The 15,032-nt window shown below is 58.7% G+C and carries 14 protein-coding genes; 7 read left to right on the top strand and 7 right to left on the bottom strand.

The window, feature by feature from the left end; translation table 11 throughout:
• Positions 1 to 205: 205 nt before the first annotated feature.
• The 3 genes from AB4N74_RS02795 to AB4N74_RS02785 form a co-directional block, all read right to left on the bottom strand.
• Positions 206 to 1,864 (bottom strand): cation acetate symporter, encoded by a 1,659-nt coding sequence (locus AB4N74_RS02795; RefSeq protein WP_093439909.1) that lies wholly within the window; start codon positions 1,862 to 1,864, stop codon positions 206 to 208.
• Positions 1,861 to 2,172, bottom strand: coding sequence for a DUF485 domain-containing protein (locus tag AB4N74_RS02790; RefSeq protein ID WP_093439905.1), 312 nt, complete (start codon positions 2,170 to 2,172; stop codon positions 1,861 to 1,863). The genes AB4N74_RS02795 and AB4N74_RS02790 overlap by 4 nt, the downstream gene beginning before the upstream one ends.
• 240 nt (positions 2,173 to 2,412) lie before the next feature.
• On the bottom strand, positions 2,413 to 3,264 hold the full coding sequence (locus AB4N74_RS02785) for a glycine betaine ABC transporter substrate-binding protein (RefSeq protein ID WP_034151546.1): 852 nt from the start codon (positions 3,262 to 3,264) through the stop codon (positions 2,413 to 2,415).
• Positions 3,265 to 3,550: 286 nt separating this feature from the next.
• On the opposite strand from AB4N74_RS02785, the gene AB4N74_RS02780 reads away from it, so the two are divergent.
• Positions 3,551 to 5,146 carry a glycoside hydrolase family 17 protein gene (locus AB4N74_RS02780; protein ID WP_460098123.1) on the top strand — a complete coding sequence of 532 codons (1,596 nt, stop codon included), beginning with the start codon at positions 3,551 to 3,553 and terminating at the stop codon, positions 5,144 to 5,146.
• A gap of 97 nt (positions 5,147 to 5,243) precedes the next feature.
• On the opposite strand, the gene AB4N74_RS02775 is transcribed toward AB4N74_RS02780, so the two are convergent.
• The gene (locus AB4N74_RS02775) at positions 5,244 to 5,612 is read right to left on the bottom strand and encodes a hypothetical protein (RefSeq protein WP_093439893.1); all 369 of its coding nucleotides are present in this window, start codon (positions 5,610 to 5,612) and stop codon (positions 5,244 to 5,246) included.
• 224 nt (positions 5,613 to 5,836) lie between these two features.
• Here AB4N74_RS02775 and AB4N74_RS02770 point away from each other — a divergent pair, with 224 nt between their 5' ends.
• Positions 5,837 to 7,135: a hypothetical protein gene (locus AB4N74_RS02770; protein ID WP_064117369.1), complete on the top strand. Its 1,299-nt coding sequence runs from the start codon at positions 5,837 to 5,839 to the stop codon at positions 7,133 to 7,135.
• The gene (locus AB4N74_RS02765; protein ID WP_034151542.1) at positions 7,128 to 7,916 is read left to right on the top strand and encodes an MlaA family lipoprotein; all 789 of its coding nucleotides are present in this window, start codon (positions 7,128 to 7,130) and stop codon (positions 7,914 to 7,916) included. The genes AB4N74_RS02770 and AB4N74_RS02765 overlap by 8 nt, the downstream gene beginning before the upstream one ends.
• 181 nt (positions 7,917 to 8,097) lie before the next feature.
• Here the strand turns inward: AB4N74_RS02765 and AB4N74_RS02760 are convergent, their stop codons facing one another.
• A complete protein-coding gene (locus AB4N74_RS02760; protein WP_099758387.1) occupies positions 8,098 to 9,012 on the bottom strand; it encodes a DUF808 domain-containing protein in 915 nt (304 codons plus the stop codon).
• A gap of 135 nt (positions 9,013 to 9,147) precedes the next feature.
• Between AB4N74_RS02760 and AB4N74_RS02755 the strand changes: the two genes are divergently transcribed.
• The gene (locus tag AB4N74_RS02755) at positions 9,148 to 9,753 is read left to right on the top strand and encodes a TetR/AcrR family transcriptional regulator (protein ID WP_007919931.1); all 606 of its coding nucleotides are present in this window, start codon (positions 9,148 to 9,150) and stop codon (positions 9,751 to 9,753) included.
• A 102-nt stretch (positions 9,754 to 9,855) separates the two neighbouring features.
• Here the strand turns inward: AB4N74_RS02755 and AB4N74_RS02750 are convergent, their stop codons facing one another.
• Both AB4N74_RS02750 and AB4N74_RS02745 read right to left on the bottom strand, forming a co-directional pair.
• Positions 9,856 to 10,314, bottom strand: coding sequence for an REP-associated tyrosine transposase (locus tag AB4N74_RS02750; protein ID WP_095126519.1), 459 nt, complete (start codon positions 10,312 to 10,314; stop codon positions 9,856 to 9,858).
• Between the two features lie 212 nt (positions 10,315 to 10,526).
• Complete coding sequence (locus tag AB4N74_RS02745; RefSeq protein WP_016987506.1) at positions 10,527 to 10,967, bottom strand: GlcG/HbpS family heme-binding protein; 441 nt, start codon at positions 10,965 to 10,967, stop codon at positions 10,527 to 10,529.
• Positions 10,968 to 11,235: 268 nt separating this feature from the next.
• Between AB4N74_RS02745 and gcl the strand changes: the two genes are divergently transcribed.
• The 3 genes from gcl to AB4N74_RS02730 all read left to right on the top strand — a co-directional run bounded on the left by gcl (position 11,236) and on the right by AB4N74_RS02730 (position 14,982).
• Positions 11,236 to 13,011, top strand: a complete 1,776-nt coding sequence (gcl, locus tag AB4N74_RS02740) for a glyoxylate carboligase (protein ID WP_007919935.1) — start codon at positions 11,236 to 11,238, stop codon at positions 13,009 to 13,011.
• Between the two features lie 138 nt (positions 13,012 to 13,149).
• Positions 13,150 to 13,932 (top strand): hydroxypyruvate isomerase, encoded by a 783-nt coding sequence (hyi, locus tag AB4N74_RS02735; RefSeq protein WP_025111893.1) that lies wholly within the window; start codon positions 13,150 to 13,152, stop codon positions 13,930 to 13,932.
• Between the two features lie 156 nt (positions 13,933 to 14,088).
• Complete coding sequence (locus AB4N74_RS02730) at positions 14,089 to 14,982, top strand: 2-hydroxy-3-oxopropionate reductase (RefSeq protein ID WP_007919937.1); 894 nt, start codon at positions 14,089 to 14,091, stop codon at positions 14,980 to 14,982.
• Positions 14,983 to 15,032: the final 50 nt, after the last annotated feature.

Below are 15,032 nucleotides of genomic sequence, written 5' to 3'. Positions count from 1 at the left end.
GCGGGCCGCACGTAGGAGCAAGCGTTTTTTTGCTTACTTTTTTTAGGCGTTTGTAAAAAAAGTGAGTCGCCGTAAGGGCGAAACCCTAAGCCGCCGTTACCGCAGCAACGGATATGTACACAGCTCTAGCCGATAACCGCCCAATAAAAATGCCCCGATATCTCAACCGGGGCATTCAGCACAACATTACAAAACCATCAAACCATCAATGCGAAACCGCCCCACTCGCCCCCAACCCAGTCTGCGAACGCACAAACTGCGGGAAGAACAGCGCCCGCTCGTTATCCGCAGCCGTCGACTTGTCAGTAATCGAGAAGAACCAGATCCCGACAAAAGCAATGATCATCGAAAACAACGCCGGATACTCGTAAGGGAAGATTGCCTTCTCATGATGCAGAATCTGCACCCAGATGGTCGGGCCAAGGATCATCAAGCCCACCGCACTCACCAGACCCAACCAGCCACCAATCATCGCGCCCCGAGTGGTCAGCTTCTTCCAGTACATCGAAAGCAACAGCACCGGGAAGTTACAGCTGGCAGCGATCGAGAACGCCAAGCCCACCATGAACGCAATGTTCTGGCTTTCGAACAAGATACCCAAGCCAATAGCCAGAATACCCAGCGCAACCGTGGTGATCTTCGAAACGCGAATCTCATCCTTGTCGTTAGCCTTGCCCTTCTTGATCACGCTGGCATACAGATCGTGAGAGACCGCCGAAGCACCGGCCAGGGTCAGACCCGCCACTACCGCCAGAATGGTCGCAAACGCTACAGCCGAGATAAAGCCCAGGAAAATACTGCCGCCCACCGCGTCAGCCAGGTGCACCGCCGCCATGTTATTGCCGCCGAGCAGAGCGCCCGCCGCATCTTTGAAGGCCGGGTTGGTGCTGACCAGCAGGATCGCGCCGAAGCCGATGATGAACGTCAGGATGTAGAAGTAACCAATGAAGCCAGTGGCGTAGAGCACGCTCTTACGCGCTTCTTTGGCGTCACTCACGGTGAAGAAACGCATCAGAATGTGCGGCAGGCCAGCGGTACCGAACATCAGTGCCAGGCCGAGGGAGAACGCCGATACCGGATCTTTCACCAAACCGCCCGGGCTCATGATCGCCTCACCTTTCGGGTGAACCTTGATCGCCTCGGAGAACAGCATGTTGAAGTCGAAGTTGACGTGCTTCATCACCATCAGCGCCATGAACGAGGCACCGGACAGCAGCAGCACCGCCTTGATGATCTGCACCCAGGTGGTCGCCAGCATGCCGCCGAACAGCACGTACATGCACATCAGGATACCGACCAAAATCACCGCCACGTAGTAGTCGAGACCGAACAGCAGCTGGATCAGCTTGCCGGCACCAACCATTTGCGCGATCAGGTAGAACGCCACCACCACCAGCGAGCCGCAGGCCGATAGCGTGCGGATCTGGGTTTGCCCGAGGCGGTAGGACGCCACGTCGGCAAAGGTGTATTTCCCCAGGTTACGCAGACGCTCGGCGATCAGGAACAGAATGATCGGCCAGCCCACCAGGAAGCCGATCGAGTAGATCAGGCCATCGTAGCCGGAGGTGAACACCAGCGCGGAAATCCCCAGGAAGGACGCCGCGGACATGTAGTCACCGGCAATCGCCAGACCGTTCTGGAAACCGGTGATTTTGCCGCCCGCCGCGTAGTAGTCGGCAGCCGACTTGTTACGCTTGGACGCCCAGTAAGTGATGCACAGGGTCGCACCGACGAACACCACGAACATGGCAATCGCCGCGACATTGAGCGGTTGTTTGTGAACTTCGCCGGTCAGGGCGTCAGCGGCCCAGACCGCAGGCGCGAACGCCGAGATGCTCAGAAGAGCCAGTAGACGCCGGATCATTGCTGAGCCTCCTTGAGAATCGCATTGTTCAGGTCGTCAAACTCGCCATTGGCGCGGCGCACATAGATACCGGTCAGGACGAAGGCCGAGACAATCAGACCGACACCGATCGGAATGCCCCAGGTAATCGAAGATTCAGGACTGAGTTTCGCCCCGAGCACTTGCGGCCCGTAAGCGATCAACAGAATGAATGCGGAGTACAGCCCGAGCATGATTGCCGAGAGAATCCAGGCGAATCGTTCCCTTTTCTGAACCAGCTCCTTGAATCGGGGACTGTTTTGAATCGAGAGGTAAATGCTGTCGTTCATTGTTTTTATCCTCGCAGCACAGATTATTGTTGGAACATAGCTAATGTATGCGGCTGCGAGCGCAGTAACAGACGACCTTAGTAGTAGAACGCCATGACACTTTTGCCAATTTCCGGTACACACAAAACAACTGTGGGAGCGAGCTTGCTCGCGAAGGCGTCGGATCAGTCGATATTTGCATCAACTGACAGATCGCATTCGCGAGCAGGCTCGCTCCCACAGGGTTAGGCGGTGTGGCGGTTATTTGGTCCAGTCAGCCACGCGATCCGGGTGTTTGGCCACCCAATCCTTGGCCGCGGCTTCAGGTTTGGCACCGTCCTGAATCGCCAGCATGACTTCGCCGATTTCGTCTTTCGACGCCCACTGGAAGTTCTTCAGGAACTTGGCCACTTCCGGCGCCTTGGTTGCCAGCTCTTTGCTGCCGATGCTGTTCACGGTTTCAGCTGCGCCATACACGCCTTTCGGGTCGTCGAGGAAGCGCAGTTTCCACTTGGCGAACATCCAGTGCGGCACCCAACCCGTGACGGCGATGGATTCGTTTTTCTTCTCGGCACGGGTCAGCTCGGCAATCATGCCGGCGCCGGAACTGGCTTTGAGGCTGTATTTGTCGAGGCCGTAATCCTTGATCGCCTGATCAGTCTTGAGCATTACGCCTGACCCGGCATCGATGCCGACAATGCGATTCTTGAAGGTGTCATCGGTTTTCAGGTCTTCGATCGACTTGGCTTTTACATACTCCGGCACGATCAAGCCGATTTTCGCATCCTTGAAGTTCGGGCCGTAATCGACGACCAGATCCTTGTTTTTCGTCCAGTATTCGCCGTGGGTCACGGGCAGCCAGGCCGAGAGCATGGCGTCGAGTTTGCCGGTGGCAACACCCTGCCACATGATCCCGGTGGCAACGGCTTGCAGTTTCACGTCGTAGCCGAGTTTCTGCTTGATCACTTCGGCCGCTACGTGGGTGGTCGCAACGCTGTCGGACCAGCCGTCAACGTAACCGATGTTCAGGGTCTGTTTTTCTGCGCTGGCGAAAGTGGAACTCATCGCAAGCACCAGAGCAGCACTTGCGCCTAAAAGTCGTCGCATCTTCATCGTTACTTCCCCGAAATGCTGCGCCCGACGGATGACGGGCGGCGTCAACGTATTGTTATGGTGCACGGCGCCCCCATCACGCCTGACCGCAAACTCGTTCGTCGTCAGCGGAGTACTGACGCTTTCGATCATCAACCTGACGCCCGCAGCGACCTGCTCTGTCAGCGACCTCAAGGCAACGAGAAACGACATCAGAAGGCCATTAATCGCGGCTATATAAATGACGCCAAATAATCCGCCCGAACTTTGCATGTCAAAATCATGCGGGCCACCAACCCCTCTATAAATGCAGGTAACATGCGTCGCTTTGCAGCCACTCGGCCTGACCATGTCCGCGACTTCCCGCTTCCCTTTTCTGCCTTATCTCTTCGCCTGCCTGCTGGGGCTGTTTGCCCTCGGCGGCTTCTGGTACGGCCTCGGCCAAGCGGTGATCCTGCCCGACGCCGCGACCCCGACGCATAAATTGCAGTGCGCCTCCTACACCCCGTTCGATAAAGACCAATCGCCGTTCGACGTGCCGTTCAAACTGCGCCCGGAGCGCATGGACGCCGACCTCGCATTGCTGGCGACACGCTTTGAGTGCATACGCACTTACTCGATGACGGGCCTGGAAGCGCTGCCGGATCTGGCGCGCAAACACGGCTTGAAATTGATGATCGGCGCGTGGGTCAACAGCAACCCGGTGGACACCGAAAAGGAAGTCGACCTGCTGATCAAATCGGCCAACGCCAACGCGGATGTGGTCAGTGCAGTGATCGTCGGCAACGAGGCGCTGCTGCGCAAGGAAGTCACCGGCGCGCAACTGGCCCGATTGATCAACAAGGTCAAAAGTCAGGTCAAGCAACCGGTCACGTACGCCGATGTCTGGGAGTTCTGGCTCAAGCATCCTGAAGTCGCGCCAGCGGTGGACTTTCTGACAATTCATTTGCTGCCGTACTGGGAAGATGATCCGTCGAACATCGATGTCGCCCTGCAGCATGTGGCGGATGTGCGCCAGGTGTTCGGTAATAAATTCGCACCGAAAGACGTGATGATCGGCGAAACCGGCTGGCCGAGCGAAGGCCGTCAGCGCGAAACCGCCCTGCCGAGTCGGGTCAATGAGGCCAAATTCATTCGTGGTTTTGTCGCGATGGCCGAGAAGGAAGGCTGGCATTACAACCTGATCGAAGCCTTCGACCAGCCGTGGAAGCGCGGCAGTGAAGGCGCAGTCGGTGGCTATTGGGGCTTGTTCGATGCCGACCGTCACGACAAGGGCGTGCTGGCCGGGCCGGTGACCAACGTCCCCTATTGGAAGGAATGGCTGGCGGTCGGTGGTTTGATTTTTCTTGGCACGCTGATCCTTGGCGGTCGCGTCCGCACTACGCGCTCGGCGTTGGTGTTGCCGCTGCTGGGCGCCCTCGCCGCTTGCTCGATTGGCGCCTGGGGTGATCTCGCACGGGTAACCACGCGGTTTGCCAGTGAGTGGTTGTGGGTCGGCTTGCTGACGGTGTTGAATCTGTTGGTTCTGGCGCACGCTGCGTTGACGTTGAGCACCCGTACTGGCTGGCGTGAGCGGGCGTTCAATCTATTGGAGCGCCGCGCGGGCTGGCTGGTCGCAGCGGCAGGTTTTGCCGCAGCAGTAATGATGCTGGAGATGGTCTTCGATCCGCGTTATCGCAGCTTTGCGAGCATGGCGTTCGTGCTGCCGGCGCTGGTTTATCTGTGCCGGCCGGTGAGCGTGCCGCGTAGGGAAATTGCCCTGCTGACGTTTATTGTCGGCGCGGGGATTGCGCCGCAGTTGTATCAGGAAGGTTTGCAGAATCAGCAGGCGTGGGGTTGGGCGTTGGTGAGTGGCTTGATGGTGGCTGCGTTGTGGCGCTGCCTGCGTGTTCGCAAGGTCTGATTTTCAGCGAGGCTAAAGACCTCTTCGCGAGCAAGCTCGCTCCCACAGGAGAATGCATTCCAAATGTGGGAGCGAGCTTGCTCGCGAAGACTGACTGTCAGGCGCTGCGGGACTCCCGGACCAGACGCAACCCGGCAATCACCAGCGCAAACACCGCCAACGTGGTGTTGTACAACGCCAGCGCCGGCGCCCCAAACACCAGCGCCAGCACCGCCAGCCACCACCCTGCCCGCCCCGGCAAGACAAAACCGATCAATGCCGCACCCAACGCCGTCCAGCCCATCACCTTGAAGTGAATCATCAACCCAAGGTTCGACCGCACCTGACATTCCCAGCGACTGGCCTCATCCACGCAGATGCCCACCCACTTTCCGTCTTCCATAAAGCCATAACGCGCGCCATAACTGGCGGCCAGCCACAACGGCAACAGAATGAGCAGCAAAATCACGGGCAAACGGCGGGACATGAAACACTCCAATCTTCGGAAATCGGCGGCCAGCTTAATCTGCCGCCAGCCGTGTGCAAGAACTAACAACTGTTAACTGTTCATTCAGGGCGTGCAAAGTGTATCGTCCAGCTACTATTACTCCGAATTCTGCCTGTTTGGTGCCGCAGCATGGCACTTTGGCGCAACCCCGGTGGTCATAGCCTGCGAACTTCATTCGGCACCTTCCTCTAAGGGATCTAGTCATGCTCCGTTCCTTGCGCTTCGCCGCGCTGTTCAGCGGCCTTATTTTGAGTGCGTCCGCACTGGCGGTGGATATCGATGCCGCCAGTTATGGCTACCCCCTGACCAACCCGTTCGAGGCGACCATCGCCACGACGCCGCCGGACTTGCGCCCGGAATTGCCGCTGGACGACGACATCAATCAGTCGGACCGCAGCCTGACGTTGCGCCCGGAGCGAGAGTTCATCCTGCCGGACAACTTCTGGGCGGTGAAAAAACTCACCTATCGCATCGCCACCCAGGACAAACCGGCACCGCTGATCTTCCTGATCGCCGGCACCGGCGCGCGTTATGACAGCACCCTCAACGAATACCTGAAAAAGCTCTACTACAAGGCCGGCTACCACGTCGTGCAATTGTCGTCGCCGACCAGTTTCGACTTCATCAGCGCCGCCTCGCGCTTCGCGACCCCGGGCGTGACCAAGGAAGACGCCGAAGACATGTATCGGGTGATGCAGGCCGTGCGCGCGCAGAACCCGAAACTGCCGGTGACCGAGTACTACCTGACCGGTTACAGCCTCGGCGCCCTTGATGCCGCCTTCGTCGCGCATCTGGACGAGACGCGCCGCAGCTTCAACTTCAAGAAAGTCCTGCTGCTCAATCCGCCGGTCAACCTCTACACCTCGGTGACCAACCTCGACAAGTTGGTGCAAACCGAGGTGAAAGGCATCAACAACAGCACCACGTTCTATGAACTGGTGCTGTCGAAGTTGACCCGCTACTTCCAGCAGAAAGGCTACATCGACCTCAACGATGCACTGCTCTACGACTTCCAGCAGTCCAAGCAGCACCTGACCAACGAACAGATGGCGATGCTGATCGGCACCTCGTTCCGCTTCTCGGCGGCCGACATTGCCTTCACCTCGGATCTGATCAACCGTCGCGGCCTGATCACCCCGCCGAAGTTCCCGATCACCGAAGGCACCAGCCTCACGCCATTCCTCAAGCGCGCGCTGCAGTGCGACTTCGACTGCTATCTGACCGATCAGGTGATTCCGATGTGGCGTGCGCGCACTGACGGCGGCAGCCTGCTGCAGCTGATCGACCAGGTCAGCCTGTATGCGCTCAAGGATTACCTGCACGACAGCCCGAAAATCGCCGTGATGCACAACGCCGACGACGTGATCCTCGGCCCGGGCGATCTCGGTTTCCTGCGTAAAACGTTCGGTGATCGTCTGACCGTTTATCCACTGGGCGGCCATTGCGGCAACCTTAACTACCGCGTCAACAGCGACGCCATGCTGGAGTTCTTCCGTGGCTAAATATCTCCTGCTGATGGCAGCGCTCCTCTGCGCAGGCGTGGCCCAGGCCGACAACAGTAAAGCCAACGCGCCGGTCGTCGTCGACAGCGACGGCTTCAAAGAGCCGCTGTCCAAACTCAAGTTCAACCCGGGGCTGGATCAGCGCGAGTTCGAGCGTTCGACGCTCAACGCGCTGAACGTCTACGACCCGCTGGAGTCGTGGAACCGTCGGGTTTACCACTTCAACTACCGCTTCGACCAATGGGTGTTCCTGCCGGTGGTCGATGGCTATCGCTACATCACGCCGAGTTTTGTGCGTACCGGGGTAAGCAACTTCTTCAACAACCTCGGTGACGTGCCGAACCTGGTCAACAGCCTGTTGCAGTTCAAAGGTCAGCGCTCGATGGAAACCACCGCGCGCCTGCTGCTCAACACCACCATCGGCATTGCCGGCCTTTGGGACCCAGCGACCGCCATGGGCCTGCCGCGCCAGAGCGAAGACTTCGGCCAGACCCTGGGCTTCTACGGTGTACCGGGCGGCGCCTACTTCGTGTTGCCAATCCTCGGCCCGTCGAACATCCGCGACACCGCCGGTCTTGCTGTGGATTACACCGCCGAATCAGCGATCAACTTCCTCAACGTCTCGGAAGTCAGCTCCAACCACCCGGAAATCTGGGCCCTGCGCGCGGTCGACAAGCGCTACCAGACCAGCTTCCGCTACGGCCAGATGAACTCGCCGTTCGAGTACGAGAAGGTGCGTTACGTGTATACCGAAGCGCGTAAGTTGCAGATCGCCGAGTAAAAACGGCAGGCACAAAAAAGGGCCATTCAATGAAAATTGAATGGCCCTTTTTATTGGCACAACACAAATCAACTGTAGGAGTGAGCCTGCTCGCGATAGCGGTGTACCAGCCACCATTTGCAGTGCTGACACACCGCTATCGCGAGCAGGCTCACTCCTACAAAGGGTTTTGTGTTGAATGTCAGTTTTTCAGGGCTTTCCAGATTTTGCCGACAACGGAAACCACCGCCAACACCACCGCACCGGCAATAATCCCCGCCACACCATTGAGCAACATCGGCACCGCAAACCCGGCACTCCCCGCCGCGGCGCCAACGCCTTCAATCCAGTCATGCACGACCGGCACGCCATGGGTGAGGATGCCGCCGCCGACCAGGAACATCGCCGCCGTGCCGACCACCGACAGGGTTTTCATCATGTACGGCGCGGCACTGAGAATGGCGCTGCCGATTTTCTTCGCCAACTGCCCAGGCTTTTGCGTCAGCCACAAGCCGAGGTCGTCGAGTTTGACGATGCCCGCCACCAGTCCATACACGCCCACCGTCATCACAATCGCAATACCGGACATGACGATCACTTGCTGAGTCAGCGAAGCAGTAGCCACGGTGCCCAGGGTGATCGCGATGATTTCTGCGGAGAGGATAAAGTCAGTGCGGATCGCGCCTTTGATCTTGTCCTTCTCGTACGCCACCAGATCGGTCGCCGGATCAGCAACTGCTTCAGTCAGTTGCGCATGTTCGACCTCGTCTTCAGCCTTGCTGTGCAGAAACTTGTGCGCAAGCTTCTCAAAACCCTCAAAGCACAGATACGCACCGCCGACCATCAACAATGGCGTCACCAGCCACGGCACGAACGCACTGATCGCCAGCGCCGATGGCACCAGAATCAGTTTGTTGACGAAAGAACCCTTGGCCACGGCCCAGACCACGGGGATTTCCCGTTCGGCACGCACGCCGGAGACCTGCTGGGCGTTGAGCGCCAGATCATCGCCGAGTACGCCGGCGGTCTTCTTGGCGGCCATTTTGCTCATCAACGCCACGTCATCCAGCACAGTGGCAATATCGTCGACCAGCACCAGCAAACTGCTTCCTGCCATGAATCCTGTTTCCTTTTATGTATGAATGGTGCGAAGCATAACGCGACCACAGACCACACGGGGCATTCTTGAGCGCTGCGCGAGGCCGGTGCTACCATGCGCAACCGCCAGAACAGGCAAGGAACCACCGGGTTTATGAGCACAATCCGCGAGCGCAACAAAGAACTGATCCTGCGTGCCGCCAGTGAGGAGTTTGCCGACAAGGGCTTCGCTGCGACCAAAACCAGCGACATCGCCGCCAAGGCGGGATTGCCCAAGCCCAATGTCTACTACTACTTCAAGTCCAAGGAGAACCTCTACCGCGAGGTTCTGGAAAGCATCATCGTGCCGATTTTGCAGGCCTCGACCCCGTTCAATCCGGACGGCGTACCGAGCGAAGTGCTGAGCGGCTACATCCGCTCGAAAATCCGCATCTCCCGCGACCTGCCCTTCGCCTCGAAAGTATTCGCCAGCGAAATCATGCACGGCGCCCCACACCTGAGCGCCGACCTGGTCGAGCAACTCAACGGCCAGGCCAAGCACAACATCGATTGCATCCAGAGCTGGATCGACCGCGGGCAAATTGCCCCGATCGACCCTAATCACCTGATGTTCAGCATCTGGGCCGCGACCCAGACCTACGCCGACTTCGACTGGCAGATTTCTGCGGTGACCGGCAAGGACAAGCTGGACGAGGCAGATTATGAAGCGGCGGCGCAGACGATTATCCGGTTGGTGTTGAAGGGGTGTGAGCCGGACTGATAGACCGCGGCGACTGCTTCGCGAGCAAGCTCGCTCCCACATTTGGAATGCGTTCCCCTGTAGGAGTGAGCCTGCTCGCGATCGAGGCGACTCGGTTTCAGCTCAAACCCAAATGGCATCCCACAGCGGATAGTCGCCAAGCTTCTCCACCAGCCCGGCCCGCAATGGGTTGGCCACGACATAACGCGCCATCCTCACCAAGTCTTCTTCCCGCCTCAGCGCGCGGTCATGAAACCCTCTCTGCCAGAGAACGCTGTTTCCACCGGAAGCGTGCCTGACAGCCTTGGTGCTCAGCGATTTGGTTTTTTGCATCACCTCACTCAATGAACCTCGTCGCAATTCAATCAGCCAATGGAAATGATCTGGCATGACTACCCAGGCTAATGAGCTCACCAGCCCCGAATCTTGCGCGTGTCGAAATTGATCAGCGACCAGTTTTCCCAAGGCAAAATTCGTGAAAATCGGCTTTCGTTGATAAGTGGTGCTGGTTAACAGATAGATTCGACTGACTTCGGTATAGCGTCCGACTCGCAATTTATGTGCAGCAGGTAGATCCGGCATTCCTTTGCCCTCTGTGATCAGGTCATGAAAAGGCTAGTACCGGGAAAGACAAATGGAGCGGTCAACTGTTGGCAGGATGTGTCTGGTAGATAGCAATCGCGAGCAGGCTCACTCCTACAAGGGATCTGGGGTGTTCAAACATTTTGTGTCTGAACACAAATCCCTGTAGGAGTGAGCCTGCTCGCGATAGCGGTTATTCAATCAACGCAGATTCAGGCAGCCACCCCCGCATCCGCCCTCAACTCCAACGCCTCCACCGCCCTGATCGCCACCTGCTCATCAATATCCGACAAATCCCCGCTAATCCCGATCGCGCCCAGCACATTCCCCGCCTGATCCCGAATCAACACACCGCCCGGTGCCGGCACGACGCTGCCCTGGCCCATGCTGTTGAGTGCGGCAATAAAGGCTGGGCGTTGTTGGGCGTCGAGTGCCAGCAGGCGTGAGCCTTTGCCCAGCGCGATGGCGCCCCAGGCTTTGCCGATGGCGATGTTCGGGCGTAGCAGGCTGGCGCCGTCTTCGCGTTGCAGGGTGATCAGGTGGCCGCCGGTATCGAGTACCGCGATGGTCAGCGGCGCGGCATTGATGCCGCGCCCTGCGTTGATGGCTTCGTTGACCAGGTTGACTGCGACTTTCAAGGTTAAAGCGCTCATGGTGCCGTCCTCATTTTGTTATAGGGAAAGTCGTGGGCCTGCGGTTTTCTGCCGCAGGCCGATGCAACAAATAGAACACAATGAGTTATTTTTTTGTATACAATAATTCTCGAAAAGCGCCACATGCGACGAAAAGCCACAGTCCGACAGGCTTCCGACGAATGAAACAGGCGCTTGAGAAAATGGATTGACCTGCGCCGTCCGCCGTGAATACACTCTGCGCAAAGCCACTTGTATACAATTACAAAACGTAAAGAGGCACAAAACCATGAGCAAAATGAGAGCAATCGAAGCCGCCGTTCTGGTGATGCGCCGTGAAGGGGTTGATACCGCTTTTGGCATCCCGGGCGCTGCCATCAACCCGCTGTACTCCGCCTTGCAGAAGGTCGGTGGCATCGATCACGTCCTTGCTCGCCACGTTGAAGGCGCCTCGCACATGGCCGAGGGCTACACCCGCACCAAGGCCGGCAACATCGGCGTGTGCATCGGTACTTCCGGCCCTGCCGGTACCGACATGGTCACCGGGCTCTACAGCGCCTCGGCCGACTCGATTCCAATCCTCTGCATTACCGGCCAGGCACCCCGCGCCCGTATGCACAAGGAAGATTTCCAGGCTGTCGACATCACCAGCATCGTCAAGCCAGTCACCAAGTGGGCGACCACTGTTCTGGAACCGGGCCAGGTGCCTTACGCGTTCCAGAAAGCGTTCTTTGAAATGCGCTCCGGCCGTCCTGGCCCCGTGCTGATCGACCTGCCGTTCGACGTGCAGATGGCCGAGATCGAATTCGACATCGACGCCTACCAGCCGCTACCGCTGGCCAAACCGACTGCGACCCGCGTTCAGGTCGAGAAGGCTTTGGCTTTGCTGGATCAGGCTGAGCGTCCATTGCTGGTGGCCGGCGGCGGCATCATCAACGCCGACGCCAGCGATCTGCTGGTTGAATTCGCTGAGCTGACCGGCATCCCGGTGATCCCGACCCTGATGGGCTGGGGCACTATCCCGGACGATCACCCGCTGATGGTGGGCATGGTTGGCCTGCAGACTTCGCACCGTTACGGCAACGCGACCATGCTGAAATCCGACGTGGTGTTGGGTATCGGTAACCGTTGGGCCAACCGTCACACCGGTTCGGTTGACGTTTACACCGAAGGTCGCAAGTTCATTCACGTCGACATCGAAGGCACGCAGATCGGTCGTGTGTTCACGCCGGATCTGGGCATCGTTTCCGACGCCGCTGCAGCACTGACCGTGTTCATCGAAGTAGCGCGTGAATGGCAAGCCGCCGGCAAGCTGAAAAACCGCAGTGCCTGGCTGCAAGACTGCCAGCAGCGCAAAGCCAGCCTGCACCGCAAGACTCACTTCGACAACGTGCCGGTCAAGCCGCAGCGCGTTTACGAAGAAATGAACCAGGTGTTCGGCAAGGACACCTGCTACGTCAGCACCATTGGTCTGTCGCAGATTGCCGGCGCGCAGTTCCTGCACGTCTACAAGCCGCGTCACTGGATCAACTGCGGCCAGGCCGGCCCGTTGGGCTGGACCATTCCGGCAGCGCTGGGCGTGGTGAAGGCCGATCCGAGCCGGAAAGTCGTGGCCCTGTCGGGGGACTATGACTTCCAGTTCATGATCGAAGAACTGGCGGTCGGCGCTCAGTTCAAACTGCCGTACATCCACGTCGTGGTGAACAACTCGTACCTGGGTCTGATCCGTCAGGCCCAGCGCGGGTTCGAAATGGACTACTGCGTGCAGCTGTCCTTCGATAACCTGAACGCGCCGGAACTCAACGGTTACGGTGTTGACCACGTCGCAGTGGCTGAAGGCCTCGGCTGTAAAGCGCTGCGTGTATTCGAACCCTCGGAAATCGCCCCTGCCCTGCGCAAGGCCGAACAGATGATCGAAGAGTTCAAGGTGCCGGTGATCGTCGAGATCATTTTGGAGCGTGTGACCAACATCTCCATGGGCACCGAGATCAACGCCGTCAACGAATTCGAAGACCTGGCGCTGGTCGGCAACGATGCGCCAACGGCGATTTCGCTGCTTGATTAACTGCTGACCGCTGATCGTTCCCACGCTCTGCGTGGGAACGCAGCCCGGGACGCTCTGCGTCCCAAAGCGGACGCAGAGCGTCCATTGAGGCATTCCCACGCAGAGCGTGGGAACGAGAATCTAGAACGGGAGACCACCATGCCGCGTTTCGCAGCCAACCTGTCCATGCTGTTCACCGAACAGGATTTCCTTGCCCGTTTCGACGCCGCCGCCAAGGCTGGTTTCAGCGGTGTCGAGTACCTGTTCCCGTACGACTTCAGCTCTGCCGAAATCAAGGCCAAGCTCGACGCCAACGGTCTGACCCAAGTGCTGTTCAACCTGCCGGCCGGTGACTGGGCCAAGGGCGAGCGCGGTATCGCGTGCCTGCCGGATCGGGTTGAAGAGTTCCGCGCCGGGGTCGATCTGGCGATTGCCTACGCGCAAGTGCTGGGCAACACCCAGGTCAACTGCCTGGCCGGTATTCGTCCGCAAGGCGTTGACGATGCCACCGTGGAAAAGACCTTCGTCGCCAACCTGAAATACGCCGCCGACAAGCTGCAGGCAGCGGGCATCAAACTGGTGATGGAAGCGATCAACACCCGCGACATTCCGGGTTTCTACCTGAACAACACAGCGCAAGCCCTGTCGATTCGCGAGCAGGTCGGCAGCGCCAATCTGTTCCTGCAATACGACATCTATCACATGCAAATCATGGAAGGCGATCTGGCCCGCACCCTGCAATCGCACCTGGGCGAGATCAACCATGTGCAGCTCGCGGACAACCCGGGGCGCAACGAACCAGGCACCGGTGAAATCAACTACCGCTTCCTGTTCGAACACCTCGATCGCATCGGTTATCAGGGGTGGGTGGGCTGTGAATACAAGCCGCTGACCACCACCGAAGCAGGCCTCGGCTGGCTGAAAACCCATAACGCAATCTGACGCAGATCCCCTGTAGGAGTGAGCCTGCTCGCGATGAATTCACCTCGGTACACCTGATGTACCTCAGCGCCTGAATCGCGAGCAGGCTCACTCCTACATAAAGGCAACAGCTTCCCCCTATTTGCTTGAGCAAGACAAAAACAAGAGGATTTTCTCATGGCTAAAATCGGATTTATCGGCACCGGCATCATGGGCCACCCAATGGCTTCGAACCTGCAGAAAGCCGGTCACAGCCTGTTCCTGTCCGCGCACCACGACGCCGCCCCGGCCGACCTGGTCGCCGCTGGCGCCGTCGCCCTGGCCAACCCGCGCGAAGTGGCGCAGGAGGCTGAATTCATCATCGTCATGGTCCCGGATACCCCGCAGGTCGACGACGTACTGTTCCGCGCCGACGGCGTTGCCGCCGGCCTGAGCAAAGGCAAAATCGTTATCGACATGAGCTCGATCTCGCCGACCGCGACCAAGGCGTTCGCCGCCAAGATCAACGAGAAAGGCGCGCAGTACCTCGACGCACCGGTGTCCGGTGGTGAAGTCGGCGCCAAAGCCGCGACTCTGAGCATCATGATCGGTGGCGACGCCGATGCCTTCGAACGCGCTCTGCCGCTGTTCCAGGCCATGGGCAAGAACATCACTCTGGTCGGTGGCAATGGCGACGGTCAGACCGCCAAAGTCGCCAACCAGATCATCGTCGCCCTGAACATTCAGGCCGTCGCTGAAGCCCTGCTGTTCGCTTCGAAAAACGGTGCCGATCCAGCCAAGGTGCGTGAAGCACTGATGGGCGGTTTCGCCTCCTCGAAGATTCTTGAAGTGCACGGCGAGCGCATGATCAAAGGCACTTTCGATCCAGGCTTCCGCATCAGCCTGCACCAGAAGGATCTGAACCTGGCCCTGCAAGGCGCCAAGGAGCTGAACATCAACCTGCCGAACACCGCCAACGCCCAGCAAGTGTTCAGCACCTGCGCGGCCATCGGTGGCAGCAACTGGGACCACTCGGCGCTGATCAAGGGTCTGGAGCACATGGCCAACTTCTCGATTCGCGACAACAAATAAGCCACTGCCCCACCGCTTAAACCTGTGGGAGCGAGCTTGCTCGCGAAGAG

The sequence above is a fragment of the Pseudomonas sp. H3_C08 genome (assembly GCF_054669455.1).
The sequence above is the reverse complement of the archived record's forward strand: the minus strand, read 5'-3'. Positions and strand labels throughout refer to the sequence as shown.